At 66.8% G+C, this 24648-nt stretch carries 18 protein-coding genes; 7 read left to right on the top strand and 11 right to left on the bottom strand.

Going from position 1 to position 24648, the window contains the following annotated elements:
- The first annotated feature begins 85 nt into the window (after positions 1-85).
- Both ASD15_RS05505 and ASD15_RS05510 read left to right on the top strand, forming a co-directional pair.
- On the top strand, positions 86-304 hold the full coding sequence (locus ASD15_RS05505; RefSeq protein ID WP_229418074.1) for a hypothetical protein: 219 nt from the start codon (positions 86-88) through the stop codon (positions 302-304).
- Entirely contained in the window at positions 297-986 is a 690-nt protein-coding gene (locus ASD15_RS05510; protein WP_057153811.1) for a nucleotidyl transferase AbiEii/AbiGii toxin family protein, read from the top strand. Before ASD15_RS05505 ends, ASD15_RS05510 begins: the two co-directional genes overlap by 8 nt.
- 80 nt (positions 987-1066) lie before the next feature.
- Here the strand turns inward: ASD15_RS05510 and ASD15_RS05515 are convergent, their stop codons facing one another.
- Together ASD15_RS05515 and ppk2 are read right to left on the bottom strand one after the other, a co-directional pair.
- Positions 1067-2401, bottom strand: a complete 1335-nt coding sequence (locus ASD15_RS05515; protein ID WP_057153812.1) for an MFS transporter — start codon at positions 2399-2401, stop codon at positions 1067-1069.
- 201 nt (positions 2402-2602) lie between these two features.
- Positions 2603-3520 carry a polyphosphate kinase 2 gene (gene ppk2 / locus ASD15_RS05520; protein ID WP_057153813.1) on the bottom strand — a complete coding sequence of 306 codons (918 nt, stop codon included), beginning with the start codon at positions 3518-3520 and terminating at the stop codon, positions 2603-2605.
- A gap of 189 nt (positions 3521-3709) precedes the next feature.
- Here ppk2 and ASD15_RS05525 point away from each other — a divergent pair, with 189 nt between their 5' ends.
- On the top strand, positions 3710-6652 hold the full coding sequence (locus tag ASD15_RS05525) for a polysaccharide lyase family 8 super-sandwich domain-containing protein (protein ID WP_082551583.1): 2943 nt from the start codon (positions 3710-3712) through the stop codon (positions 6650-6652).
- Between the two features lie 13 nt (positions 6653-6665).
- Here the strand turns inward: ASD15_RS05525 and ASD15_RS05530 are convergent, their stop codons facing one another.
- From ASD15_RS05530 to ASD15_RS05560, 7 genes are read right to left on the bottom strand one after another with little or no spacing between them, the layout of a single operon-like run.
- Positions 6666-7376, bottom strand: coding sequence for a PEP-CTERM sorting domain-containing protein (locus ASD15_RS05530; RefSeq protein WP_057153815.1), 711 nt, complete (start codon positions 7374-7376; stop codon positions 6666-6668).
- Positions 7373-9190, bottom strand: coding sequence for an MFS transporter (locus tag ASD15_RS05535; protein ID WP_057153816.1), 1818 nt, complete (start codon positions 9188-9190; stop codon positions 7373-7375). The genes ASD15_RS05530 and ASD15_RS05535 overlap by 4 nt, the downstream gene beginning before the upstream one ends.
- On the bottom strand, positions 9171-10310 hold the full coding sequence (locus ASD15_RS05540) for an N-acetylglucosamine-6-phosphate deacetylase (RefSeq protein WP_057153817.1): 1140 nt from the start codon (positions 10308-10310) through the stop codon (positions 9171-9173). The genes ASD15_RS05535 and ASD15_RS05540 overlap by 20 nt, the downstream gene beginning before the upstream one ends.
- Before the next feature lies 1 nt (position 10311).
- Positions 10312-11148: a DeoR/GlpR family DNA-binding transcription regulator gene (locus ASD15_RS05545; RefSeq protein ID WP_082551584.1), complete on the bottom strand. Its 837-nt coding sequence runs from the start codon at positions 11146-11148 to the stop codon at positions 10312-10314.
- Entirely contained in the window at positions 11142-12440 is a 1299-nt protein-coding gene (locus tag ASD15_RS05550; RefSeq protein WP_307188270.1) for a D-tagatose-bisphosphate aldolase, class II, non-catalytic subunit, read from the bottom strand. The genes ASD15_RS05545 and ASD15_RS05550 overlap by 7 nt, the downstream gene beginning before the upstream one ends.
- Positions 12437-13414, bottom strand: a complete 978-nt coding sequence (locus tag ASD15_RS05555) for an ROK family protein (protein WP_057153958.1) — start codon at positions 13412-13414, stop codon at positions 12437-12439. The genes ASD15_RS05550 and ASD15_RS05555 overlap by 4 nt, the downstream gene beginning before the upstream one ends.
- A complete protein-coding gene (locus tag ASD15_RS05560) occupies positions 13401-14579 on the bottom strand; it encodes an SIS domain-containing protein (protein ID WP_057153819.1) in 1179 nt (392 codons plus the stop codon). The genes ASD15_RS05555 and ASD15_RS05560 overlap by 14 nt, the downstream gene beginning before the upstream one ends.
- A gap of 227 nt (positions 14580-14806) precedes the next feature.
- Here ASD15_RS05560 and ASD15_RS05565 point away from each other — a divergent pair, with 227 nt between their 5' ends.
- From ASD15_RS05565 to ASD15_RS05580, 4 genes are all read left to right on the top strand, one after another.
- A complete protein-coding gene (locus ASD15_RS05565; protein ID WP_162249880.1) occupies positions 14807-15949 on the top strand; it encodes a glycoside hydrolase family 105 protein in 1143 nt (380 codons plus the stop codon).
- 113 nt (positions 15950-16062) lie between these two features.
- The gene (locus tag ASD15_RS05570) at positions 16063-17127 is read left to right on the top strand and encodes a LacI family DNA-binding transcriptional regulator (protein WP_057153821.1); all 1065 of its coding nucleotides are present in this window, start codon (positions 16063-16065) and stop codon (positions 17125-17127) included.
- A gap of 45 nt (positions 17128-17172) precedes the next feature.
- The gene (locus ASD15_RS05575; RefSeq protein WP_057153822.1) at positions 17173-18393 is read left to right on the top strand and encodes a glycoside hydrolase family 88 protein; all 1221 of its coding nucleotides are present in this window, start codon (positions 17173-17175) and stop codon (positions 18391-18393) included.
- A gap of 108 nt (positions 18394-18501) precedes the next feature.
- A complete protein-coding gene (locus ASD15_RS05580; RefSeq protein ID WP_057153823.1) occupies positions 18502-19845 on the top strand; it encodes an MFS transporter in 1344 nt (447 codons plus the stop codon).
- Here the strand turns inward: ASD15_RS05580 and ASD15_RS05585 are convergent.
- Positions 19820-21874: a phosphocholine-specific phospholipase C gene (locus ASD15_RS05585; protein WP_057153824.1), complete on the bottom strand. Its 2055-nt coding sequence runs from the start codon at positions 21872-21874 to the stop codon at positions 19820-19822. The genes ASD15_RS05580 and ASD15_RS05585 overlap by 26 nt on opposite strands.
- 111 nt (positions 21875-21985) lie before the next feature.
- Positions 21986-24427: a TonB-dependent receptor gene (locus ASD15_RS05590; protein ID WP_057153825.1), complete on the bottom strand. Its 2442-nt coding sequence runs from the start codon at positions 24425-24427 to the stop codon at positions 21986-21988.
- Positions 24428-24648 lie beyond the last annotated feature (221 nt).

Below are 24648 nucleotides of genomic sequence, written 5' to 3' on the forward strand. Positions count from 1 at the left end.
TGCCGTCTTTGTCCCAATTGATATTGACTACGCCGCGCTGCGCGCGTTATTGGAAAATGCCTGGGGGATGGGGCATAATGAACCTATGGACGCCGCAGCCGGCATCATTGTCATAGGGAACTTTCCCCAGCTCCGACTGATCGCATGGAATCGTAATCCGCATGAGGCGAGCACCGGGGCGGAGGCGTTCGACCTCTACGAGCACAACTGGCGGTTCGTTGACGCAACTGCCATGCCGCCGCACGAGCGTGCCATGCTCGACCGCCTCACGCATGAATACGGCCATGGCATCTTGCATGTTTGACCGGCCTCGCCACCAGCGCGTCGCAAAGTTCCTCGCATCCCTCAATGCAGATTTTCTTGCCCAGTCCTGCTGCTATTTCGGCGGCGGGACCGCAATCGTGTTGTCGCTGAACGAGTACCGGGAGTCGGCCGATGTTGATTTCCTGTGCAGCTCGGTTGATGGCTACCGTGCTTTGCGCAATACGATCACTAACGCTTCGTTGGGAGACATTCTCAGTCAACCGGTTGAACTGGCCCGCGAGGTGCGTGCGGACCGCTATGGCATTCGGACGTTCGTGCGTGTGGACGGCGTCCCGATCAAATTTGAGATCGGGAATGAGGCCCGGATGAATGTCACAGGCGCGCTGAGTCCTCTGTTTGGTGTGCCAACGCTGTGCCGTGAGGATATGTACGCCGAACAGCTACTGGCTAATGCGGACCGGTACGGCGAACGCTCAGTTGCCAGCCGCGATGCCATCGACTTGGCGATGCTGATTGAGAACTGGGGCCCGATCCCTGACGAGGCCTGGGCCAAAGCACGAAGGGCATATGGTCACAGCGTCGACGCGGGCTACAGCAAGGCAGTTTCATTGGTAAGCGATCAGGCATACTTGTCGTCCTGCTTGCAGAAAATGGGCATGCAGCCCGTTTTGGCCGGGCGTATTCTGGCATTGTTGCAAGGCTTCCAGTCTTCCGAAGGCTAGGCGGCAAAGCGCTTGCGTGCTTCCCGCCGTGGCGACGCCACCGCTGCCGGGTGGCGCCATGCATGCCGGGCGGCAGCGGGTCAGGTGGCGGCGGTTTGCGGCCCGTTGGCCGGCTCGGCCGTGCCGTCGTCATGGTGGAAGGGGGCCTTCCAGCACACGATGAAGGATGGGATGGTGGCCACCATGACGAACACGAAGTAGGTCACGTAGCCCATCATCTCCTGCAGGTAGCCGCTGAGCACGCCGGTCACCATGCCGCACAGGCCCATCAGGCCGGTACCGAAAGCGTAGTGGGTGGTGGCGTACTTGCCGGGGGCCAGCTGCTGCATCAGGTAGATCATGAAGCCGACCGCGCCAAAGCCGAAGAAGAACTTCTCGATCACCACGCCGGAGGCGATGGCGAACACGCTGTCGGGCTGGTAGACGCTCATCACCAGGAAGGTGGCGTTGGGGATGTTGATGGCGCAGCACAGCGTGAACAGGGTGGCTTTCAGCCCGCGCCGCGCCACGAACCAGCCGCCCAGCAGTGAACCCAGCAGCACGGCAGCCAGGCCGTAGGTGCCGTAGATGATGCCCAGTTGCTCGTTCGACAGGCCCAGGCCGCCCTTGCTCACCGGGTCCACCATGAAGAAGGGACCGATCTTTTCCAGGAAGCCCACGCTGAGGCGGAACAGGAAGGCGAAGGCGATCATCAGCCACACGCCGCGCTTGGCGAACAGGGTGCGGAAGGCGTCCAGCAGGATGCGGCGCGCTTCGGCCGCAGAGGAGGGCGTGTCCGGGGCGCGCGCGCCGTCCGGCATCACGCGTACGTGCCAGGCCATCATCAGCAGCGTCAGCACGGCGACGATGATGAAGATGACGCGCCAGGCGTCCATCCACTCCGGGCCGAAGGTCTTCGGATCATGGCCGAACACGTCGGCGTGCAGGCGGCCGGACAGGTACACCAGGCCGCCCGAGGCGACGATGGGGCCGACGTTCCACGACAGGCTCTGGATGCCGCAGTACAGCGACTGGCTGCGCGAGTCGAGCGAGGTGACGTACACGCCGTCGCTGGCGATGTCCTGGGTGGCGCCGATGAAGGACATCAGCACGAACATCACCATCAGCATCACCAGCGCGTTCGGGATCGCCATGGCCAGCGCGATGGCGCCGAAGCCGAGCGCCAGCAGCAGCTGCGTGGCCAGCACGAAGAATTTCTTGGTGCGGTACATGTCCACGAAGGGGGCGAACAGCGGCTTGACGGTGTAGGCGAAGATCAGCAGGCTGGAATAGCCGGCGGCCTGGCCGTTGTCCATGCCCAGGTTCTTGAACATGATGGAACTGACGCTGGTCAGCATCACATAGGCCAGCGCCATGGTGAAGTAACCGGTGGGCACCCATAGCAGCGGCGAGGTGGTGGGGCGGGTTGGTGGCATTGCGTGTCTCCGTTGCTGCTTGCAGCTTATTTTACCGGTGGCTTGAAAACGTTTTCACATTTTATGAAAACGTTTTCATGATACCGAGAGACTTTTCATCATGTCAAACAAAACCGCAGTTTTGCGGCAAATTGATTGCCGGGATAGGCGAACTGCCGGGAGAGGCGGGGACGGGGCGGCTTGCGGCAGCCCCGCAGCAGGCTAGTAGAATTCCGGGACCACGATCTCCTGCGGCACCGGGCGGCGTACATAGTCGTCGTTGTATTCCCGCTCGGGCAGCTGGATCAGCGGGCGCTCGACTTCGACATAGGGCATCTGCTGCAGCAAGTGGTGGATGCAGTTCAGGCGCGCCTTCTTCTTGTCCACGCCTTGCACCACCCACCATTTGGCTTCTTCGATGTGGGTGCGCTCCAGCATGATCTCCTTGGCCTTGGTGTATTCCTCCCAGCGGCGGCGCGATTCGAGGTCCATCGGGCTGAGCTTCCACTGCTTGAGCGGGTCGTGGATGCGGCTCAGGAAGCGCGCGTTCTGTTCCTCGTCCGAGATGGAGAACCAGTACTTGATCACCTGGATGCCGGAGCGCACCAGCATGCGCTCGAATTCCGGCACAGACTGGAAGAATTCCTCGTACTGCTCGTTGCTGCAAAAGCCCATCACGCGCTCGATGCCAGCGCGGTTGTACCAGCTGCGGTCGAACAGCACGATCTCGCCGGCGGCCGGCAGGTGGGCCACGTAGCGCTGGAAATACCATTGCGTGCGTTCGCGGTCGTTGGGGGCGGGCAGGGCGGCCACCCGGCACACGCGCGGATTCAGGCGCTGCACGATGCGCTTGATGACGCCGCCCTTGCCGGCCGCGTCGCGGCCCTCAAACAGGATCACCACCTTGTGGCCGGTGTGCACCACCCAGTCCTGCAGCTTGACCAGCTCGGCCTGCATGCGGAACAGTTCGCGGAAGTAGACCCGTCGCGCTTCCTTTTCCTGCTCACTGCGGCCTTGCTGCGGCAGCAGGGTGCCGGAATCGAGGTCGCGGTCGTCCAGCTCCAGTTCCAGTTCCTCGTCGTAGCTGTCGACAATGTCCTTGTGCACGCGGGCGGTCAGTTCTCTCAGTTGGATGTCCATGGTGGGCGTTCGCAGTAGCCTGATGATAGTCGTCCGAGTATAGGCGGGCGATGTGACATGCCCGTGACCGGGCTGCCGGTTTGTTGTGGCGGACAAACGGTACGCCGGTTTAGATTGCGCATTTCGGGATCGAAGTGGTAACGTTAACCTATAAAAATAATCCTGGTTGCGCTCAAATTGGAGAAACCGATGAATCTCGCTTTTCGCCCGCCGCGCCGGGGCTTGCTGCTGGCTTTGCTATTGCACGCGGGCCTGGCCGCCGTACCTGCCCGCGCCGATGTGTACGACGACATGCGGACCAAGTGGCTGAACCGCAGCGCGAGCGCGCCCGCCCTCGCGCCCGACGATCCCGACGTGGCCATGCAGGCTGCCGGCGGCAGTGCCGCCGCCACGCAGTACTGGAGCACGATGAACCGGGGCCCCGGCCGCACCGCGCTGTGGCCCGACTTGCCGCTGGGCGCAGTGTCGGCCAGTATCACTGCCAGCGTGGCGCGTTTGAGCACACTGATGGCGGCCTACCAGTCCGCCGCTTCGCCTTACTATCAGAATCCCGAGGTGCTGCAGGCAGCGCTGGAGGGGCTGGATTGGCTGCTGGCCAACGGGTATTCCGCCACCGGCACCGGCCATGACAACTGGTGGGACTGGCAGATCGGCGCTCCGGCCAATCTGAACAACCTCATGATGGCGAACTACAGCCTGCTGTCGCCGGCGCGTATCGCCGCGTGCATCGCCGCGATCGACCACTACGCGCCCGATCCGACGCGGCGCGCCAGCATGGATGGTTCGATTGCCGCCAACGCCATTGAGGAAGTGGGCGCCAACCGCCTGGACAAGGCGCTTGGCGCAGTGATGCGTGGCATATTGGGCAAGAGCGGCGCCAAGATCACGGCAGGGCGCGATGCGATCCCCGCGGCGTTGGCCTACGTGGCCACCGGCGACGGCTACTACACCGACGGCAGCTTTATCCAGCACACGCACACGCCTTACGTGGGCGCCTACGGCACGGTGCTGCTGGCCGATATCAGCAAGCTGTATTACCTGCTGAACGACAGCCCCTGGTCCATCAGCACGGACCCGAACTACCTCAATCCCTACGACTGGGCGATGAACGCCTATCGCCCATTCATCTTCGACGGCGCCATGATGGACAACCAGCGCGGCCGCAGCATTTCGCGCCAGGGCACGTCGGACCACCTTAGCGGCCGTGCGACCGTCAGTGCCCTGGCCGAGCTGGCACAGGTGCTGCCCGCAGCGCAGGCGCTGCAGCTGAAATCGGTGATCAAGGGCTGGGTGGAGCGCGACGGCAGCTTTGGAGAAAGCTATTTCACGCCGCAGTACGGCTCCGGCGTGCCGGTGTTCGACATCGCGCTCATCAAGGCCATCCTGAACGATGCGGGCATCCCCTCGGCGCCGGAGGGCAACGAAACGCGCATCTTCCCGTCGGCCGACCGCGCCGTGTCGCGCGGCGACGGCTATGCCTTCGCCTTGTCGATGTTCTCCAAGCGCATCAGTGCCTTTGAATTCGGCAATGGCGAAAACAAGTTCGGCTGGTGGACCGGCATCGGCATGACCCAGCTCTATAACGCCGACCAGACCCAGTACGGCAACGACTTCTGGCCCACGGTCGACCTGCGGCGCCTGTCCGGCACCACGACCGACCGCAGTGGCGGCACGCCGGTGGCGTGGAAGCACTACGGCAACACCAAGAACGCCATCGGCGGCGCGGAACTGAACCGCCAGTTCGCCACCGCCGCCATGGAGTTCGCGCTGACCAACGCCACGGCCAGTACCCTGTCGGGCAAGAAGGCCTGGTTCCTGTTCGGCGACCGCATCGTCGCCGTCGGCACCGGCATCACCAGCACCGACGGCGTGCCGGTTGAAACCATTGTGGAAAACCGCCTGCTGAACGGAGCGGGCGACAATCAGCTGACCGTCAACGACGTGGCCAACGTCATGCCTGCCCCGCTGGGCTGGAGCGAGGCCATGCCCGCCACAAAGTGGGCGCACCTGGCTGGCAATACATCCTACGGGTCCGATATCGGTTATGTCTTTCCCGATCTCCCTGCGGTGGCCGCGTTGCGCGAAAGCCGTAGCGGCGCGTGGCGTAACATCAACGATGGCGGCAGCACGGCCACGGTCAGCAACAACTTCCTGAGCCTGGCGCTGAACCACGGCGTCAATCCGGTGAACGCGGCCTACACCTACGTCCTGCTGCCAAACCGCAGCGCGGAGGAAACCGCCGCCTTTGCCGCCGCCAATCCCATCAGCGTGATCGAACGCTCCACCACCGCCACGGCCGTGCGCGACAATACGCAGGGCGTGACGGGCGTGGTGTACTGGTTCGACGCGCCGAAGACTGTCAACGTCGCGGGCCAGCCTTATCTCACCAGCGACAAGCGCTCGGTGGTCACGCTGCGGCAGGCGGGCGGCGAGCTGGAACTGGCGGTGGCCGATCCGACCCAGCTCAATACGGGCTTGATCAACCTTGAACTGAACCGCGCCGGCAACCTGGTGAGCAAGGACGACGCCATCGCTTTCCTCAATCCGGGCGGCGCCACCATCAAGCTGGCGGTCAGCGTCAACGGCGCGCTGGGCAAGTCGTTCAAGGCCAGGTTCACGCTGATCAACAGGACGGCGCTGGCGCCCGCTGCGGACGCGTATGTGCGCGATGGCACCTACGCCGGCGCCAACTACGGCGCCACCGCGACCATGGTGGTCAAGCAGGAGACGGTGAGCTATACCCGCAAGGCGCTGCTGAAGTTCGACCTTGCCGCCATCAGTGGCACGGTTACCAGCGCCAAGCTGAAACTGGTGCCGACTTCCGTCGGCATGGCGGGCGTGACGCACAATCTGTATCAAACCGCAGCAGACAGCTGGACCGAGAGCGCGCTGACCTGGAATGGCATGCCGGCCAACGGCGGCTTGCTGGGGAGCTGGGAGGTGCCGGCGGCGAATACGCCGGTCGAAATCGATGTGACGGCGGCTGCCAGCGGCGTGATGGGCGGCAGCAAGGTGTTGTCGCTGAAGCTGGAGGGCGCCGCCAATTACGGCAGCGCCTCGTCGGTGGAATATGGGACCAGGGAGCATGGGAATGCGAATTACCGTCCCACGCTGGTCGTGACTTATCAGTAATTCCTGAAGTAATTCACGAGCAACCCTTTGCCCGTTCCTGCGATTCGCCGGGGCGGGTTTTTTTTGGCCGCAGCGCGAGCAAGGCCGCCAGTCCGGCACCCATCAGCAGCAGCGATGCAGGTTCGGGCAGGGCTGCCGCATCCAGATAGTGAATGGTCAGGACCATGCCCGCGCGGTCCGCCGCGTAGGCGCCGTTGTTGGCCACTGTCCATTGCGCCACGGTGGACCCTCGCAGGTGCATGCCGAACCAGCTGTCGCGCGCGGCCAGGCTGGCCGCCAGCAGGGAAGTGAGGTCGAAATGGCTGGTCGCCCGGCCCGCCAGCGTGGACACCACAGAGCCGTAGTTGGCGCCGGGCGCGTTCCAGCTGTAGGCCAGCTTGCCCGCGTTGGCGTCCGCGTCGAAGCCTACCAGCGTGCCGTTCTGCGGCCCGGTCTCGCCCTCCTTGAGTTCAAATGACAGCACCGCGCTGGAAATGGTCTTGCCCGCCAGCGCTCCGATATCGACCTGCATGATGGTGCGGCTCAAATTGCTGCGTTCCACGCCCAGGATGTGCGCCCAGGCGCTGCTGTACATGCCCAGGTAGCCGGTGCCCGCGTAGGTGCTGGCGGTATTGCTGTTCCTGAGCGTGGAGAAGGTGCCGATGTCGTCGAGCGAAATCGCCATCACGCCGGCTTGCGCCTGAGTTGCGGCCAGCAGTGGGATCAGGGCTAACAGTGTTTTCATGATGCGTCTCCGGTGGTGTAGTTGGCAACGTGCTCCGTGCGCGCGCCTTTCTTGTCTGCGCGTCCTTCGAAATAGCGTCCGATTTCCTCCAGCGTCTTGCCGCGCGTTTCGGGCAACAGGATGGCGGCGGCCAGGAAGTACACCACCGTGCAGCCGGCCCAGGCGAAGAACATGGGCGCATAGCCGTGCTGGCCCACGGTGGGCAGGAACACTGCCGCGATGGAGGTCGATACCAGCTGATTGAGCAGCAGGGCCACGCTCATGCCGTTGGAACGGATGCGGTTTGGCATCAGCTCGGACAGCGCCAGCCACACGCACACGCCGGGACCGACCGCGAAGCTGGAGACAAATGCCAACAGGCAGGCCAGCAGCAGCCAGCCTTGGGCTGGCGTGGGCGGTGGACCCAGGCGGGCGCGCTCGATCACCAGCGGCGCGCCTTGCGCCAGCCTCATGTCCGGGAAAGGGTTCAGATGCAGCGCGCGGAAGGCCGCTCCCAGCGCGCTGTCGCCTTCGATACCGCTGGGCGGGGCGATGCTCAGCGCTTGTCCCGGGCGCAGCGTGCGGACCTGGGTCAACGGGCCGTAGCTGTAGGCGATTTCGAGCTGGTAGGCGTCGTTGCCCGCCAGTGCGCGCAGCGCTGGAGCGTCCAGCGTGAGTGCCTGGTTTTTTGCCAGCGGCGCCAGCGTGGCGCGCAGGTCGGCTTTGCCGTGGTCCATGGCCAGGAACAGGGCGCCGGCGGCGCACAGCGAGGCGATGATGCCGCCGCAGCCCAGCATGAGCAGGAAGCGGCGGCCTTTGCGGTCCACCAGCACCACGGCCGCCACCGTCACCAGGGCGTTGGCCAGCTTCAGCGCCACGTCGCCCCAGTTGGCCTGCGATCCGGCCAGGCCGCCCTGTTCAAGAATGTTGACAGAGTAGGCCAGCACCGAGTTCATGCCAGTGGCCTGGTTGCAGGCCAGGATCAGGCAGGCCAGCAGGAAGGGGAGTACAAAGCGGCGCTGCATAAGGCTGCCCTGGTCGGCGGCGCCATGGTTGCCGGCTGTGGCCTTGGTCCCGGTGCTGCCTGCGGCCGCGCCGATGGCGGCCAGCTCGGCGTCGGCATCGGCGTGTGTGCGGGTGCGGCGCAGGGCGGCGAGCGCCTGTTCGCGGCGTCCGCGCGCAAGCAGCCAGCGCGGCGATTCGCTCAGGCCCAGCACGCCGGCGCAGAACAGCAGTCCCGGCGCCAGGCTGAGCCAAAAGATGCGGCGCCAGGCTGCGTCCTGCATGGCGGGCAGCCCGGCGGGATTGGTCTGTGCGACGGTTTCCACCTGCTGCGATACGATCAGGCCGATCAGCGCGGCGGCCACCAGGCCGATGGTGAGCAACAGCTGGAACAAGGCCGTGCCGCGCCCGCGCACGGCCGCCGGCAGCGACTCGGCCAGGTAGAGCGGCACGATCACGCCGACCAGGCCACCGCTGACCCCTTGCAGCAAGCGGCCCAGCAGCAGCGGCACATAGCCGGCGGCCAGCGCGATCATGGGAATGCTGGCTGAGAACAGCAGGCCAGCCACCAGCATGCCGGCCTTGCGGCCGATGGTGTCGGCCAGCGCGCCGGCGGCCAGTGAGGACAGTACTGAGCCGAGCAGCACGGCGGCCACGACCAAGCCGAGCTGTTGCGCCGACAGCTTCCACAGCTGCGCGGCGGACGACTCCAGATAGGGCAGGGCGCCGGCGATGATGCCGACGTCGATACCGTACAGCAGGCCGCCAAGGCCGGCCACGGCCAGCAGGTAACGGGTTTGGCTAGCGTGTTTCTCAGGCGGGTAGGGGCGCATGGTGTTTTCCTTGTTGAATGTCCAGCGGGTCCAGGGGACGGCCGCGCAGCAGCACGGAACGTACTTGCAATTCGTCGTCCAGCACGACGATGTCGGCGCGCGCACCTGCTGCCAGGCGGCCGCGGTCCTGCATGCCGAGGTAGTCGGCCGGGAAGCGCGACACGCGGTCGCTGGCGTCGGCCAGCATCAGGCCGATGCCGACCAGGTTGCGCAGCGCCTGGTCCATCGTCAGCGCGCTGCCGGCCAGCGAATCGCCGCTGGCCAGGCGCACGCAGCCCGCGCATTTCATGACGCGCTGGCTGCCCAGCATGTAGGCGCCGTCCGGCATGCCGGTGGCGGACGTGGCGTCGGTCACCGCGTACAGGCGCGGGATGGCGCGCACGGCGGCGCGCAGCGCGCCGGGTCGGGCGTGGTGCAGGTCGGGGATGATTTCGGCGTATTGTCCGTGCGCCAGCGCAGCGCCGACGATGCCGGGCGCATACTGGTTCAGGCCCGTCATGCCATTGAACAGGTGGGTGAACCCGGCCAGGCCCGCCTCGAGCGCCGCCACGCCGTCTTCATAAGTGCCGGCGCTGTGGCCGGCCTGCACCCGGATGCCCATGGCGCACAACTGGGGAATGAGCTCCAGGTGGCCGGCCACTTCAGGCGCCAGGGTCAACACGCGGATGGGCGCCAGCGCATGCCACGCCAGCACCTGTACCAGCGTGCCGGGCGTGACCAGCGGCGGCTGCGCACCCAGGCGGCCGATGTTGAGAAAAGGGCCTTCCAGGTGCACGCCGGCGATGTGTGCGGCATCCGCAGCGGGGGTGGCCATGGCAGCGGCAGCGCCGCGCAGCGCGTGCGCTATTGCCTCCGGCGGCGCGGTCATGGTGGTGGCCAGCAGCGTTGTGGTACCGTGGCGTGCGTGCAGCCGGGCCACGGTCTGCGCGGCGCCGCCGCCCTGCATGATGTCCACGCCGCCCGCCCCGTGCACGTGCAGGTCGATAAAGCCGGGCAGTATCCAGCGGTCGCCGCGCGCGGTGTCGTCGGCTTCGATGGCAACGATGTCGGCTCCATGGCGCAGGCGTCCGCGTATCCAGCCGCCGGGGGTGAGGATGCGGCCTTCCAGCGTCCCGTGCATGTCAGTTGCCATGCTCGTGCTCCGCAATGATGACGGTGATGCCCTGCGCCGCTAGCTGCTCGCGCAGCGTGGGCGCCAGGCTGGCGTCGGTGATGATGGTGTCCACATGCTTGAGCGCGCAAATGCGGTTCAGGCAGATGCGGCCGAATTTGGACGCGTCGGCCAGCACGATCACCTGGCGCGCACAGGCAGCCATGCGTGCGTTCAGGCTGGCGTCCGCGGCGTCGTGGGTGGACAGGCCGAAGGCCGGATCGATGCCGTCCGCGCCGAGAAACAGCTTGTCGAACACATAGCCGTCCAGGCTGGCCTCGGCCTGTTTGCCTTGCAGAGACTGGGACGCGTGGCGCAGCACGCCGCCTGACACGATCAGGTCGATGTCGCTGGAGTGCGCCAGTTCGGAGGCAATCGGCAGGCTGTTGGTAAACACCGTCAGCGTGCCGCGCGCGCTGAGCAGGCGCGCCAGTTGCAGGGTGCTGCTGCCTGCGTCCAGTATCAGCTTGTCGCCGGGCGCAACCAGGGCCGCCGCGCAAGCGGCGATGCGCTGCTTGCGCTCGCGGTGCTGCAGGCGTTTTTCCGCCAGCGGTGCTTCCGGCGGGGCGGAATGCGCCAGCCGCGCACCGCCGTGCTGGCGCTGCACCAGGCCGGCTTCGGCCAGCGCCCGCAGGTCCAGGCGTATCGTCACCGCCGTGACGCCGAGGCGCTGCGCCAGGCGCTGCACGCGCACACTGTCCTGCTCGCGCAGCGCATGCAGGATTTGCCGGCGCCGTTCCTCGCAGCTGGCCGTGGTGTTGCCGTGGTAGTGCGGCGCGGCGCCGCCGGCCGGGGCGAATGTCAGCATGGCGCGGCCACCCCGTTGAGCCGGCACGCGCGGGCGTAGCGCGCCAGCACCAGTGCGACTTTGTGGCGCGCCAGGTCTGCAGCACGCGCGGGCAGGCGCCCGGCGTTGACCAGTTCGGCCTGTTCCGGCAGGTATTGGCTGAGCAGGGGAAGCGGCAATGGGCCCGCGTCCAGGTTGGCTTTCAGCGTGGCGAGCGCCTGCTGTACCGGCGCCGCAGGCCAGTAGTAGCGGCTGCGGTCGGACAGCGCGTAGCGGCGCAGCGTGGCTTGCTGGCCGGGCGTGCCAGGGTAGTGCTTGTTCCAGTAGCCGGGCTGCTCCAGCATGCAGCGCTCAAGCACTGCCTTGAAGTGCGAGCGCTGCTCGACGGGCAGCAGTTCGTCCTCGATGGCGGCCAGCGCGAACCATGCCTCGCGCAGCGCGTGGGTAGCAGCCGGTCCCACCTTGAGAATGGCGAAGTGGCCGCGCACCAGCGCGTGCAGCGCCTGTTCGGACTGGTAGTCGGTGGAATGGGCTTCATACACCAGGCCCGGATGGTCCTCGATGAAGGCCGACAGTTCAAGCGCTTCCGCCGGCGCGTAGTGGCGCACCGTGCTGTGGTCGAAATCCACGCCCGGCTGCACCACCAGCGCGATCACGCGCTGCCATGCCGCCTCCAGGCCGCGCTGCGCGAAGGCCCGGCGATGTGCCTCCAGCGTAGCGGCCGCCGCCTGTGGGCGCGTCACCTGGATGCCGCCTTCCAGCGACGCTTCGCCGCCCGGCACCGGCACCTCGGTGCCAACCACGTACACCGGCGGCGTCAGGCCGGCACCGGCCGCCGCGCGTTCGGCCACATCGGCCAGGTCGGCCGAACGCGCCGCCACCAGGTCGTCCGGCAGCGGCAGCGGGTCTCCCGCGCAGGCCATGCTGCAATCGAGGTGGATTTTTTCAAAGCCTGCTTCGACGTAGGCTGCGATCAGCACGCGCGCATGCGCCATCGCCTGCTCCGGCGGCAGGTGCTGCCAGGTGTTGGGACCGAGATGGTCTCCGCCCAGGATCAACCGCTCCGCCGGGAAGTCCATCGAACGAGCCAGGCCGCGCACGTAGGCGACAAAGTCGCGCGGGCGCATGCCGGTGTAGCCGCCGAACTGGTCGACCTGGTTGGAGGTCGATTCCACCAGCAGCGGGCCGCCGTGTTCCAGGGCGACGGCAATAGCCGCCTGCAGTACTTCGGCGTTGCTGCAGCAGACGCTGGCGATTCCCGCGGCCGCGCCGTTGCCGTGCTCGCGTATCAGGTTTTGGAGATGGGACATCATGATTCCTTTGCAATGAGGTTGGGCTGGCGCGCCAGCAGGGCCGCGCCGCGCGCGCCGCCGGCGTCGCCGAAGAAGGGCGGCAGGATGGGCGGCACCGCAAGACCGGGCAGCAGGTGGGCACTGGCCGCTTGCGCCAGCTCCGTGTACAAGTGCGGCATGCGCGACAAGCCGCCACCCAGTACGATGGCGTGCGGGTCGTACGCCAGCACGATGCGGGCGATGGCCGCGCCCAGCAGGTCCAGGTGCAGCGCCACGACGCGCTGTGCCACCGGGTCGCCCGCGCAGCGCAGCGCGAGCAGGGCCTCCGCGTCCGCCCCGTTGGCGCCGTTGCCGTCAGTCGCACCGCCGATTGCGTGCCGGTGCAGGCGGCGCATGCCGGTGCCGGACACGTAGCATTCGAGGCAGGCTTGGCTACCGCAGGCGCAGTGCCAGACCGGCAGACCGTAGCGCCGCAGCAGGTCCGGACCGATGGGCCAGTGGCCCCATTCGCCCGCGATGCCGTTGCGTCCGCGAACCAGCTGGCCGTCCAGCACATACCCGGCGCCGGCGCCGGTGCCGATGATGAGGCCAAACATGCTGGGGTAACCTTGCGCCGCACCGCCATGCGCCTCCGACAGCGCAAAGCACTGGCAGTCGTTGCCGATGGCGATGGGACGCTCCAGCATGGTGCGCAGCACGGGCAGCAGGTGGCGTCCGGTCAGGCAGGGCACGTTGGCGCTGAGGTGCTTGCCGCTGGCTGCATCGACGATGCCTGGAACGCCCAACCCCACCGGTGCACGCATGCCCAGTTCCTGGTCGGCGCCGCGCACCAGGTCGGCCAGGGCGGCCACGAAGGTGCCGTAGTCGCTGCCGGGGGTGGGCACGCGGCGGCGCAGGAGCACGTTCAGCGCCGCATCGCACGCCACCAGTTCCATCTTGGTGCCGCCGATGTCGATGCCGTAGGTGTTGCCGCTGACCGGCTCAGGCGGCTTCATCGGCATACACCGTTACGCCTTGCACCACGCGGTTCACGGTGCCGTCGGGGAAGGGATTGTCCGGCGTGAGGCCGAGGCGCACCGACTGGTGCAGCGCCAGCGTTTGCGCCAGCAGCACGTAGGCCGCCGCCAGCCAGGCGTCGGGCAGGTCCGCAGGCGCGCCCAGCGCGGCGCCATCGAGCGCAGCCACGCGGCCCGCCACCCCGTCGCGCCGCAGTTCGGCCAGCAGGTCGTGCTCGTAGCGGCGCGCGTGGGCGCCCTGGCTGTGGAACAGCACCACCAGCGTGTCGCGGTTGAGCATGGACTTGGGGCCGTGGCGGAAGCCCAGCGGCGTGTTGGGCATGGCCAGCACCTGGCCTGCGGTGAGCTCCAGCACCTTGAGCGCCGCTTCGCGCGCTAGGCTTTCGAGGGCTGCCCCGCCCAGGTAGACGATGCGCGACACCGCCAGGCAGCCAAGCTGGCGCCACTCCGCGGCGAGGGTGTCCAGCCAGTGGCCGGCCAATGCCGCCACGGCGTCGATGCGCTGCGCCGCCTGCGCCAGCGGGGCAGGTTCCAGCAGCGACAGCGCGGCCAGCAGCATGGTGGTGAAACTGCTGGTCATGGCGAAGCTGCGGTCGCAGGTGGCCGGCGGCAGCAGCAGGGTGATGGTGTCGCTGCGGCCGCCGCCGTCGCGAGCCAGCGCGCCTTCGCCGTTGCAGGTGATATGCAGGAACAGGACGCCCGGCGCCTTGGCGCGCACCAGGTCCACCACGGCCTGGCTTTCCGGGCTGTTGCCGCTGCGTGCGAACGATACCAGCAACAAGGGCTTGCCGGCGGCCAGGTAGAGGGCAGGGTGGCTCAGCAGGCTGGTGGTGGCCACGGCGCGGACTTGCGCCGGCCAGGCCTGGTTCAGGCCGTCGGCGGCCACTTCGCCGATAAAGGAAGAGGTGCCTGCGCCGGTGAGGATGGCTTGCGCCGACGGGTCGGCCAGCAAGGCGTGCAGCCGGGCGCGGTCGGCTGCGGATATGCTGTTGGCGCCGGGCCCGGTTTCGTCCGGCTGCGCGTCGGTTGCCAGCGCGGCTGCCAGCTGGCGCCATACCGCAGGCTGTTGCGCGATCTCGCGCGCTGTGTGCTGTCCGCCCAGCGCTTCCCATTGTGCGCTGGCCAGGTCGTAAGGCTGTGTCATGTCATGCTCCGGTTCGATGGTGGAATTGATCGATCAAATAAATGGTAACGTTAACGCATCGACTTTTCCAGTTTCACTTTCGGATTTGTTGTCCGAATGCGCAAACGAAGAAACGGAGATAAAAACGCTGGTATTGGCGGATTTTAGTGTGGTATCGTTAACGCATTGTTGCCGCGATGTGGAACCCGGCTTCAGGAAATTTCCCAATTCTTAACAAAGGACGCACTATGAAACCTACTTTGCTCTCCTGGTCCGCAGTCCGGCTGCTGGGCGCCGCCTTGGCGCTGACGCTGCTGGCCGGCGCGCCCGGCGCGGCGGCCGAACGCGCCGTGACGCCTGCGGCCACCCTGGCGGTCATGCAGCGCGTGGCGGACTGGCAGCTGGCCCATCCCAGTACCTACCCTGAGGATGATTGGACCCAGGCGGTTGGCGACGCGGGCATGATGGCGCTGGCCGGCATCGCCGCCGACAGCCGTTACCGCGACGCCATGGTGTCCATGGGCCGGCGCAATGAATGGAAGCTGGGCCCGAGCATGTACCACGCGGACGACTACGCGGTGGGCCAGACCTACGCGGAACTGTACCTGCAGCTGCGCGACCCGGACATGATCGCGCCGATGCGCGCCCAGTTCGACTACATGCTGGCGCACCCGCGCGAAGGCAGCCTGAACTGGATCACGCCCGGCGTGCTGCACCGCTGGGCCTGGTGCGACTCGCTGTTCATGGGGCCTCCGGCCTGGGCGCGCCTTGCGGCCGCCACCGGCGAGCACCGTTACCTGGAGTTCGCGGTAGCGAACTGGTGGCGCACCTCGGATTACCTGTACGACAAGGAAGAACACCTGTACTACCGCGACAGCCGCTTCTTCAAACAGCGCGAAGCCAATGGGCGCAAGATGTTCTGGGGCCGTGGCAACGGCTGGGTGATGGGCGGCCTGGTACGCATGCTGCAGTACGTGCCGGCCGGCCATCCTTCGCGCGCGCGCTTCGTGCAGCAGTTCACCGAAATGTCGGAAAAGCTGCTCACGCTGCAGCAGCGCGACGGCATGTGGCGCGCCAGCCTGCTGGACCCGGCCAGCTACCCGCTGCAGGAAACCAGCGGCACCGGCCTGTACACCTATGCGCTGGCTTATGGCGTCAACCAAGGCTTGCTGGACCGTGCGCGCTTTGCGCCGGCGGTGGCCAAAGCCTGGGACGCGCTGGTGGCCAATGTGGATGCGGCCGGCAAGCTGACCCACGTGCAGCCTATCGGCGAAGACCCCAAGGCTTTCGATCCCGGTTCCACCGACGTGTACGGCGTGGGCGCCTTCCTGATGGCGGGCAGCGAGCTGCACCGCATGCAAGCGCGCGGCGCGGCAAATAGCGGCGACTGAAGGGCAACGGCCCGTCCTGCTGCCCGGCGCTGTGGAATTCTCCGCAAATCCGGTAAAATAACCTGCATCGAGGCCAAAAGCCCGATATCGTTATCAGTAGCCAAAGGACAGCAATGAAGAAATCGACGGTAACCCTGGTCGATGTGGCCAAAAAAGCGGGTGTGTCAGTGATGACGGCTTCGCGCGCGCTGAGCGGCGAAGGCTATGCATCGGACGAAACCCGGGCCAAGGTGCAGGCCGCCGCGCAAGAGCTGGGCTACGCGCCCAACGCGCTGGCGCGCATGATGAAGGGCGGCCGCACCAATGTGATCGGGGTGGTCGTCAACGATCTGGCGTCCACGGTGGTCAACGGCTTCGTCTCGGCCATCAGCGAGGAAGTGCGCAAGTACGAGATGGACATGTTCATCTACAACTCGCTGGGCGACCTGGGCGACGGCAAGGGCAAGCGCCTGAGCCAGATGCTGCACGGCTTGTGGGACGGCCTGATTTATGTGCTGCCGCGCATGAGCGACGATTATCTGCGCACGCTGGAGGCGAGCACCAGCCCCATCGTCATGATCAACTACTGCAAGCAGGAGACCACCTTGCCGGTGGTGCGCGGCGATAACGTCAACGGCGCGCGCGATGCGGTGGCGCATCTGATCGAACTGGGGCACCGTCGCATTGCCTTCGTGCGCGGCACCGGCTACACCGGCCAGAGCGACGAGCGCGAGCGCGGCTACCGGGCGGCGCTGCAGGAGGCCGGCATCGATTGCGAGCCGGAGCTGATTGCGCAGGGCGATTTCAACGAGCCGTCCGGCGTGGAGGCGGGGCGCGCGCTGATGGCGCTGGCCGAACCGCCGACGGCGATCTTTGCCGCCAACGACGCCATGGCGCTGGGCTGCATGAGCGCGCTACGCGAAAAAGAGCTGCGCATTCCGCAGGACGTGTCGGTGATCGGTTTCGATGACATGGCCGGCGCCTCGGTGGCCCAGCCCGGGCTGACCACGTTGCGCCATCCGGTGGGGCCGATGGCGCAAGCGGCCGTGCAGGAGCTGATGCGGCGCATCCAGTCGCAGCCGGGCCGGCGCCAGCGGATTGAGTTCCCCAGCGAATTCCTGATCCGCGCCTCGACCGGGCCGGGACCGGAAGCGCCTGCCGCCAGGAGCAAGCCCCGCGCGCGCAAGCGGGCGGCCTGAAGATCGGCCCGCGGCCAGCGGCCCGGGCCTTTTTTATAGCTGAATATGATAACGATACCTCAAATTCGCGCAACGCAGGCCGAACTGTTCCGGGACGCGCAGGCTGCGGCGCTGGATCAGCTGGAGCGCCACGCGCTGCGCTTCGGCACCGGTTTCCCTGACGACACCGCCACGGACGGCGTGTACCGCCTGCGGCAGGCGCCCGGCTTCCCGCGCGGCGCCAACGTGGGCTGGACCACCGGCTTCTGGACGGGCATGGGCTGGCTGGCCTACGAGTTGTGCGGGCGCGGCGTGTTCCGGCAATGGGCACAAAGCCACCATGCCAGCTTCGCTGCCCGCGTGGCACAGCGCACCGACCTGGATCATCACGACCTGGGCTTCCTGTACGGGCCTTCGGTGGCTGCGTTCCGCGTAACCGGCGAAGAGCACCACCGCGCCCTGGCGCTGGAGGCGGCGCAGGTGCTGGCCGAGCGCTTCCTGCCTGCGGCCGGCGTGATCCAGGCCTGGGGCAGGATCGGCGACCGCGCCGACCAGCGCGACCAGGGCCGCATCATCATCGACACGCTGATGAACCTGCCCCTGCTGCACTGGGCCACTGCCCAGACGCATGAGCCGCGCTACGGCGACGCGGCGCGCATGCACCTGGCCCGCTCGCTGGCGCTGCTGCTGCGGCCGGACGGCTCCAGCGCGCACAGCTGCCATATTGACCTGGACAGCGGCGCCGCGCTGCGCATCAGCACCGTGCAGGGCCACGGCAGCGATTCCTGCTGGGCGCGCGGCCAGGCCTGGGGCGTCTATGGCCTGGCGCTGAACCACCGCCACGCGCCGGGGCAGGGCGCGCTGGAGGCGGCCTGCCGCATGGCGGACCACCTGCTGGCGCGCCTGCCGGACGACGGTGTATGCCAGTGGGATCTGGCGCTGGACTGGCGTGGCGGCGAGCAGCGCGACAGCTCGGCCTCCGCGATTGCGGTATGCGGCCTGCTGGAGCTGGCGGCGCAGCTGCCGCCGGGCGCGCGCGGCCAGCATTACCGGGAGCGCGCGCTGCATATGCTGCAAGGCCTGGCCGCCGGCTACGCTGCGCCGCCCGGACCGGGGCGGGGCCTGCTGTTGCATGGCGTGTACAGCTGGCCCGAGGCGCGCGGCGTGGACGAGGCCAATCTGTGGGGCGACTATTATTTTCTGGAAGCGCTGGCCAGGGTCAATGCCGGCTGGCGCAGCTACTGGAGCGGCGGCGCAGCACCGCAGCACGGTCATGCCGCCGCCTGACTGTGTGCCGCGTGCCGATGTGTAATTCGGGCTGAGTTTCGCACCTGGCTGCTACCGCTGAGTGTCCAAATCGGCTAGCATGCTACAAGTCATCAGCGGGGAGGGGGAGTGGGCCAGAAAGTGCTTTTGCGGCAGGCGCCGCCGCTGCTGCTTGCCGCCGGCCTGGCCTCGCTGCTGCCGCTATGTTTTTTTCTCCTGATGGGGGACCTGGCATGGTCGCTCAAGGAGCGCGCGGTGCAGGAAGTGGTGAAAGCCCAGCTGCGCGAGTTCAGCCGGAATCCCGTGCTGCTCAACGTGATGTTTGGCGCCTTGCCAGCCTTGCTGTCGCTGCTGTTCGGTCCCTTGGTGGGCGCCTGGAGCGATCGCACCCGCACCCGCCTGGGGCGGCGCATTCCCTTTCTGCTGTGCGGCGCGCCACTGCTGTCCGGCTCCCTGGTGGGGCTGGCCTACAGCGAGGCGCTGGCCGACGCGCTGATGGCCTGGTTCGGCATCGGCCCCGCGTTCCGCCGCGAAGCCGTGATTGCCTGCATGGCGGTGTTCTGGGCGCTGTTCGAGCTGTTCAGCATCACCGGCAACGCCCTGTTCATCGCCCTCGTCAACGACACCGTGCCCAAGCCTTTGCTGGGGCGCTTCTTCGGCCTGTTCCGCATTGTCAGCCTGGCGGTGGGCGCGGCCTTTTTCTATGTCGTCTTCGGCAACGACCTGCCGTCGTTTGCGCGCCAGGTCATGCTGGCCATTGCCGCCGTCTACCTGGCCGGCTTCGCCCTGCTGTGCGCCTTCGTGCGCGAACCGGACTGTCCGCCGCCCAGCGCGCTGGCGGCGCCGCCGGGACTGGGCCGCTTGCGCGCGCCGGGCGGCGAAGCGCCCTGGTTCTATGTGCTGCTGTTCGCCGCGCTGGGCCTGGCCACCACCAGCCTGCTGCCAGTGAATATCAACAGCTACAACGCCATCAGCCAGTTCGGCGTGGACCGCAACAGTTTCGGCCATGCGGTGGCGCTCACCTATTGCATCTCCATCGTGCTGGCGCTGCCGCTGGGCTGGCTGGCCGACCGCGTCCATCCGTTGCGGGTGGGCTTCGCCGCGCTGGCGCTGTATGCGCTGTGCATGCTGGGCGCCTGGCTGCTGGTGGTGGGGCGCACCTCCTTCCTGATCTGGTTCGTGGTGCACGGCGTGCTGGCGGGCGCTTTCCTGACCGGTACCGCCGCGTTGCTGCCGGCCTTGCTGCCGCGCGCGCGCTTCTCCGAGCTGGCGGCATTCTCGGCCTCCGTCACCGCGCTGCTGGCGATGGTGTTTACGCTGGCGATGGGCGCCGCGCTCGACTGGAGCGGCAGCGATTTCCGGCTGATGTTCCTGGCCGCCGGCCTGGTGGCGCTGGCCGGAGCCTGCCTGTGGTATGGCGTGCTGCGGCTGTTCCGGCGCGCGGGATTTAGGTCCCCATCGCAGGATCACTGACGCCGTGTTGCCCGGTCTCGAGACGGCCCGCGAAACGTCTCATCCAGCCGCCGCACTGCACGCTGTAGTCGTACCAGTAGCGCTGTGCGTCCAGCGGCAGCAGGATGCGTGCGCTTTCGCCGGGTTCTAGGGTGCGCAGCGGCACCGGCGCGCTGCCATAGGCAAGCTTGCGCAGCGCCACCTCGCACGGGGCCGCGCCGCCATTGCGCAAGCTCAGGCGCAGGCCGCCAGCCACGGTTCCCATTGCGGTTTCCAGCGCGGCCTCCAGCGTCATCGCCAGCGTGTCCGCCTCCACGCTGCCCTGCAGGTGGCGGTGGAAGCCATTCGGCCCCAGCACCCATAGATCATACTTGCCCAAGTCGCCCGGTGCGGGCGTCCACAGGTCCGACAGCGATTTGCCCGCTTCCACTGTATAGCGGCGCGGGATGCGCTCCAGGTGCAGCTTGTCGTACACATGGAATACCGCACCGGCCGCGCCGCTGTTGATGAATTCCAGCGACACGGCGCGTGGCTGCGCCGGAACGGTTTCGGACCGCAGCTCCAGGCGGTAGGGCAGGGCGCGCGATGGGCGCTCGCCCGCAGGCTGGCGCGGCGCGTCCTGGCTGCCCTCAGGCGGCACCTCGATGCCGCCGCGCGCGCGCTGTTGGCGGCGCCAGGCGTCGGCCCAGGCCTGGCCGCGCGGCTCCAGCGGCGGCGGTGCCGCGTCCGGCGTGCGGAAGTCGAAGCAGCTGGTCAGGTCGCCGCACACGGCGCGCCGCCAGGGGCTGATGTTCGGTTCGTGCACGCCGAAGCGCGCTTCCAGCAAGCGCAGGACGGAGGTGTGGTCGAACACCTGCGAATTGACCCAGCCGCCCTTGCTCCAGGGCGAGATCACCAGCATGGGCACGCGCGGTCCCAGGCCGTAGAGCCGGCCGTCCGAGTGGCATTCGGCCGCGTAGTCCACGGTGGATTTTCCGGCGCGGCCGCCGTCGCGCTGGAGCGCAGGCGCGGCGGGCGGCGGGGCATGGTCGAAGAAGGCGTCGTTCTCGTCGTACATTTGCAGCAACACGGTCTTGCCCCACACTGCCGGATCGGCCAGCAGCGCCTCCAGCACCATCTGGGTATACGCGCCGCCCTGTACCGGCGTCGATGGCCCCGGATGTTCGCAGTACAGGCGCGGCGGAACGATCCAGCTCACCTGCGGCAGGCGTCCCGCCAGCACGTCGTCCTTCAGGCCCTGCAAGCTGGCGTTGCGCAAAGTGCTGCTCAGCCCCTTGTCGGCCAGCGGGTGCGGACGGTTCAGGTGCGCCTCGCGGAAGCTGCGGAACACGGTCAGCAGATTGCAGTCGTAGTTGTCGTCCATGTCCTGGTACACCTTCCAGCGCACGCCGGCCTGTTCCAGGCGCTCGGCGTAGGTGGTCCAGGTAAAGCCCTGCGCAGCCGGCCCCAGGCCTTCCATGCGGTTGTCGATGGCAGGTCCGCCGCTGGCGCCGGCGGGGTCGTTGGTGCCGGTCAGCAGATACAGGCGGTTGGGATTGGTGCCGCCCTGCAGCGAGCAGTGGTAGGCGTCGCACAAGGTGAAGGCATCGGCCAGCGCGAACTGGAACGGCAGCTCCCGGCGCGTGTAGTAGGCCATGGAGGCGTCGGTCTTGGCGCGCGGCCAGTGGGCCATGCGGCCGTCGTTCCAGGCGGCTTGCGCGTCCGGCCAGGTGTGCGGCAGGTCCAGCGCGCACTGGGCGTTGCCGGCTTCCTGGTCCAGGTGGTAGGGCATCACCGTGCGGCGGCCGTTGTGCTGCTGCCAGACTGTGCGTCCGTCTTGCAGCGGGATGGTGAAGCGCTCGCCGAAGCCGCGCACGCCGGGCAGGGTGCCGAAGTAATGGTCGAAAGAGCGGTTTTCCTGCATCAGGATGACCACGTGCTGCACGTCCTGCAGCGTGCCGCTGGCGCGGTGCGCCGGCACTGCCAGCGCCTGCCGCAGCAGTGGCGGCATGGTTCCCATCAGGCTTGCAGCCAGGGCCTGGCCCAGGAAGCGGCGGCGTTGTTGCGGCATGGCGGTCTCCTCGCTATCAAAAAAGGGCGTACACGGATGACCGGTACGCCCAGTGGGAGAAATCCTCCCGGAGAGAAAAACTGTTACAGCGGCTGATACATCATTGTTGCATCAGAACTGCATGTCGGCGCGCACCGAGAAGTAGCGCTGGTAGTCGCGGGCCGGGGTCCAGTTGGTGGTGTTGACCGGCACCACGGCGTTGGGCGCCTTGGCGCTCCAGGTGCCGTTCACCCAGCTGTTGGCCAGGCTGGTGGCGTAAGACTTGTTGAACAGGTTGTTGACCATGAAGCTCAGCTTGAAGCCATCCTTCTTGTCCTTGATGCCGGCGCCCAGGTTGACGATGCCGTAGCCGCCTTGCTCGGTCATCGGGTCCTGGTTCAGGTTGAACTGCGTGCGGCTCTGCCAGCGGAAGGCCGTGGTGATGAAACCGTTGTAAGAGCGGTCGGTCAGGATGTCATACTGGCCGCCCAGGTTCAGCTTGAACTTCGGCGCGTTGGGCAAGGTGGCGCCCGCCAGGTTGGCCACATTGGTGTTGTTGTACTTCGGATTGGCCGCGCAATTGCCGCCCGGGACCGTGCCGGTGCCGGCGGCGTTCAGCACGCTGTGGCAAGGCCCGTTCTCGAACTCGGTCACGATGGCCTTGGTGTAGGCAAAGGCGCCGTTCAGCAGCAGTTCGCGAGACACGCGCCAGTTCAAGTCGGACTCGAAGCCGCTGGTGCGCAGCCCGCCGATGCTGTGCAGGGTGGTGCGGAAGATGCCGTCGGCATCGGTGAAGCCGGCCGACTGCTGGAAGCCGGTGAAGTTGGTGCGGAACACGGCCAAATCCAGCGACATGCGGTTGTTCAGCAGGCTCAGTTTCACGCCCGCCTCGATGCTTTTGGCGTCTTCGCCCGGGACCGGCTGGGTCTTGGCAATGGCGGCGTTGAAGGTGCTGGTCAGGTCATATGCCTTGCCCTTGTGGCCGGTGGTGTAGGTCGCATAGGCCATGGCCGACTGGTCGAGGCGGTGCTCCAGCCCCAGCTTGCCGGTGGTCTTGCGCTCGGTGTCGTCGCCCCGGAAGTATTCGGTCAGCACGCGGCTGGTGGCGGGCGGCGGGTTGTAGCGGCTGAAGGTGTAGCCGGTGTCTTCCTTGTTGTAGCGCAGGCCCGCCACCACGCTGGTCTTCGGCGTCAGGTCGAAGCTGCCCTGGCCGAAGATGGCGTAGTTGGTGTTGTAGGCGGTGGCGCCGTAGTCGGTGACGTAGGTGGTGACCGGAGCGCGGGTCAGCTCGCGTTCCAGTTCGTTCTTGCCGTACCACAGGCCGGCCACGTAGCGCACCGCGCTTTTATCGGGCGAGGTCAGGCGCAGTTCCTGCGTCTTGGCCTTGACGTCGAACTTGCCGAACTGGTACAGGCCGCCGCTCACGCCGATGGGCTTGTTGCCGATCAGCGCCTTGCCCAGCACGTCGCTATCGGTGCCGTCGCCGTCCTGGTAGTCGTTCATCTCGTAGTGCGACCAGGAGGTCACCGAGGTCAGGGTGTGCCTGGCCAGCACGCTGTCGTCGCCGAAGGCATAGCTGACCTTCAGGCCGGCGCCCACGTCGCGCGCCTTGCCGCCTGCGGGGTAGTCGTTGCGCACCGAGACATTGTCCGGGCCCGGTACGATGCCTTTCAGTACCTGCGACGCTGGCATATAGTTGCCGGCCGCGTAGGTGGTGCCGTTGTTCAGGTTGTACACGGCGCCGGCCATGTTGGACATGGAGTTGAGCGGCTGGACGCAGCATGCCTTGGTGAATTTGCTGGCGCGTGGCGAGAACACCACGGTCCAGTTGTCGTCCGGGGTCCATTCCAGCTTGCCGGACAGATTGGTGTCGCGTGAGCCGTTCAGCTTGCCGCCGTCGTAGAGGTTTTTCACCATGCCGCCGAAGCTGGTCTTGCCTCCCGCCAGGCGCATGCGCACGGTGTCGCTCAGGGCGCCCGAGACCGAGGCGCCGGCACGCCATTCGCCGTCGCTGGTGAGCAAGGTGGAGGTCTTGGTCTTCCAGATGCTGTCGATCGGCTTGGTGCTGATATTGACCGCGCCGGCAATCGAGCTTTTGCCGAACAGCGTGCTCTGGGGGCCTTTCAGTACTTCGATGCGGTGCACGTCGGCCAGGTCCTTGAAGGCGTTGGCCTGCATCGCATACGGCACGTCGTCGATGATGACCGAGACGTCCGACTCCACGCCGATGCCCAGCGAGTAGGTGCCGATGCCGCGCATATTGATGCTGAAGTTGCCCGGCTGGGTACTGTAGGAAACGCTCAGGGCGGGCGACAGGGCGGGCAGGTCGTCGAAGTCTTTCACGTTATTGCGCTGCAGGACGGCGTCGTTCAGTACGGTGATCGCCATCGGCACGTCTTGCAGGTTCTGGGCGCGCTTGTTGGCGGTGACGACCACTTTCTCCAGTTGCACTTCGTCTTTGGCTGCCGGCGCCGCTTGCTGTGCGTGCGCCAGGCTGGCCATGGCCAGCGCGACCGCCGCTACGACAGGCCGCACTGCGAATCCGGCGGCTGAATGCTGTTTGTTCGTGTTCATGTACTCTCCTCGGTCGAAATTTAACATGTGCTTGCCAGTTGCAGTGCGGCTGGCGTCTCTTATTTATGCGAACGTTACCACTCGGCGTCCTAAAAAACACAGCGGACAATGCTGTGTTGATGTGATAACGATACCAGCAAATTTTTTTGATCACAAGAAAATTTCATATGCTTGCGCGAAAAACGACAGATTTCTTGCGCGCGGAAGCACGAATTGAATTG

Origin of the sequence: Massilia sp. Root351, from assembly GCF_001425045.1 — a bacterium.
Lineage (GTDB): Bacteria > Pseudomonadota > Gammaproteobacteria > Burkholderiales > Burkholderiaceae_D > Rugamonas.

Bases quoted from the DNA above. Each gene is read 5' to 3' on its own strand.
- ASD15_RS05505 (WP_229418074.1), top strand. From the start codon at position 86: ATGGACGCCGCAGCCGGCATCATTGTCATAGGGAACTTTCCCCAGCTC.
- ASD15_RS05510 (WP_057153811.1), top strand. From the start codon at position 297: ATGTTTGACCGGCCTCGCCACCAGCGCGTCGCAAAGTTCCTCGCATCC.
- ASD15_RS05515 (WP_057153812.1), bottom strand. From the start codon at position 2,401: ATGCCACCAACCCGCCCCACCACCTCGCCGCTGCTATGGGTGCCCACC.
- ppk2 (WP_057153813.1), bottom strand. From the start codon at position 3,520: ATGGACATCCAACTGAGAGAACTGACCGCCCGCGTGCACAAGGACATT.
- ASD15_RS05525 (WP_082551583.1), top strand. From the start codon at position 3,710: ATGAATCTCGCTTTTCGCCCGCCGCGCCGGGGCTTGCTGCTGGCTTTG.
- ASD15_RS05530 (WP_057153815.1), bottom strand. From the start codon at position 7,376: ATGAAAACACTGTTAGCCCTGATCCCACTGCTGGCCGCAACTCAGGCG.
- ASD15_RS05535 (WP_057153816.1), bottom strand. From the start codon at position 9,190: ATGCGCCCCTACCCGCCTGAGAAACACGCTAGCCAAACCCGTTACCTG.
- ASD15_RS05540 (WP_057153817.1), bottom strand. From the start codon at position 10,310: ATGCACGGGACGCTGGAAGGCCGCATCCTCACCCCCGGCGGCTGGATA.
- ASD15_RS05545 (WP_082551584.1), bottom strand. From the start codon at position 11,148: ATGCTGACATTCGCCCCGGCCGGCGGCGCCGCGCCGCACTACCACGGC.
- ASD15_RS05550 (WP_307188270.1), bottom strand. From the start codon at position 12,440: ATGATGTCCCATCTCCAAAACCTGATACGCGAGCACGGCAACGGCGCG.
- ASD15_RS05555 (WP_057153958.1), bottom strand. From the start codon at position 13,414: ATGAAGCCGCCTGAGCCGGTCAGCGGCAACACCTACGGCATCGACATC.
- ASD15_RS05560 (WP_057153819.1), bottom strand. From the start codon at position 14,579: ATGACACAGCCTTACGACCTGGCCAGCGCACAATGGGAAGCGCTGGGC.
- ASD15_RS05565 (WP_162249880.1), top strand. From the start codon at position 14,807: ATGAAACCTACTTTGCTCTCCTGGTCCGCAGTCCGGCTGCTGGGCGCC.
- ASD15_RS05570 (WP_057153821.1), top strand. From the start codon at position 16,063: ATGAAGAAATCGACGGTAACCCTGGTCGATGTGGCCAAAAAAGCGGGT.
- ASD15_RS05575 (WP_057153822.1), top strand. From the start codon at position 17,173: ATGATAACGATACCTCAAATTCGCGCAACGCAGGCCGAACTGTTCCGG.
- ASD15_RS05585 (WP_057153824.1), bottom strand. From the start codon at position 21,874: ATGCCGCAACAACGCCGCCGCTTCCTGGGCCAGGCCCTGGCTGCAAGC.
- ASD15_RS05590 (WP_057153825.1), bottom strand. From the start codon at position 24,427: ATGAACACGAACAAACAGCATTCAGCCGCCGGATTCGCAGTGCGGCCT.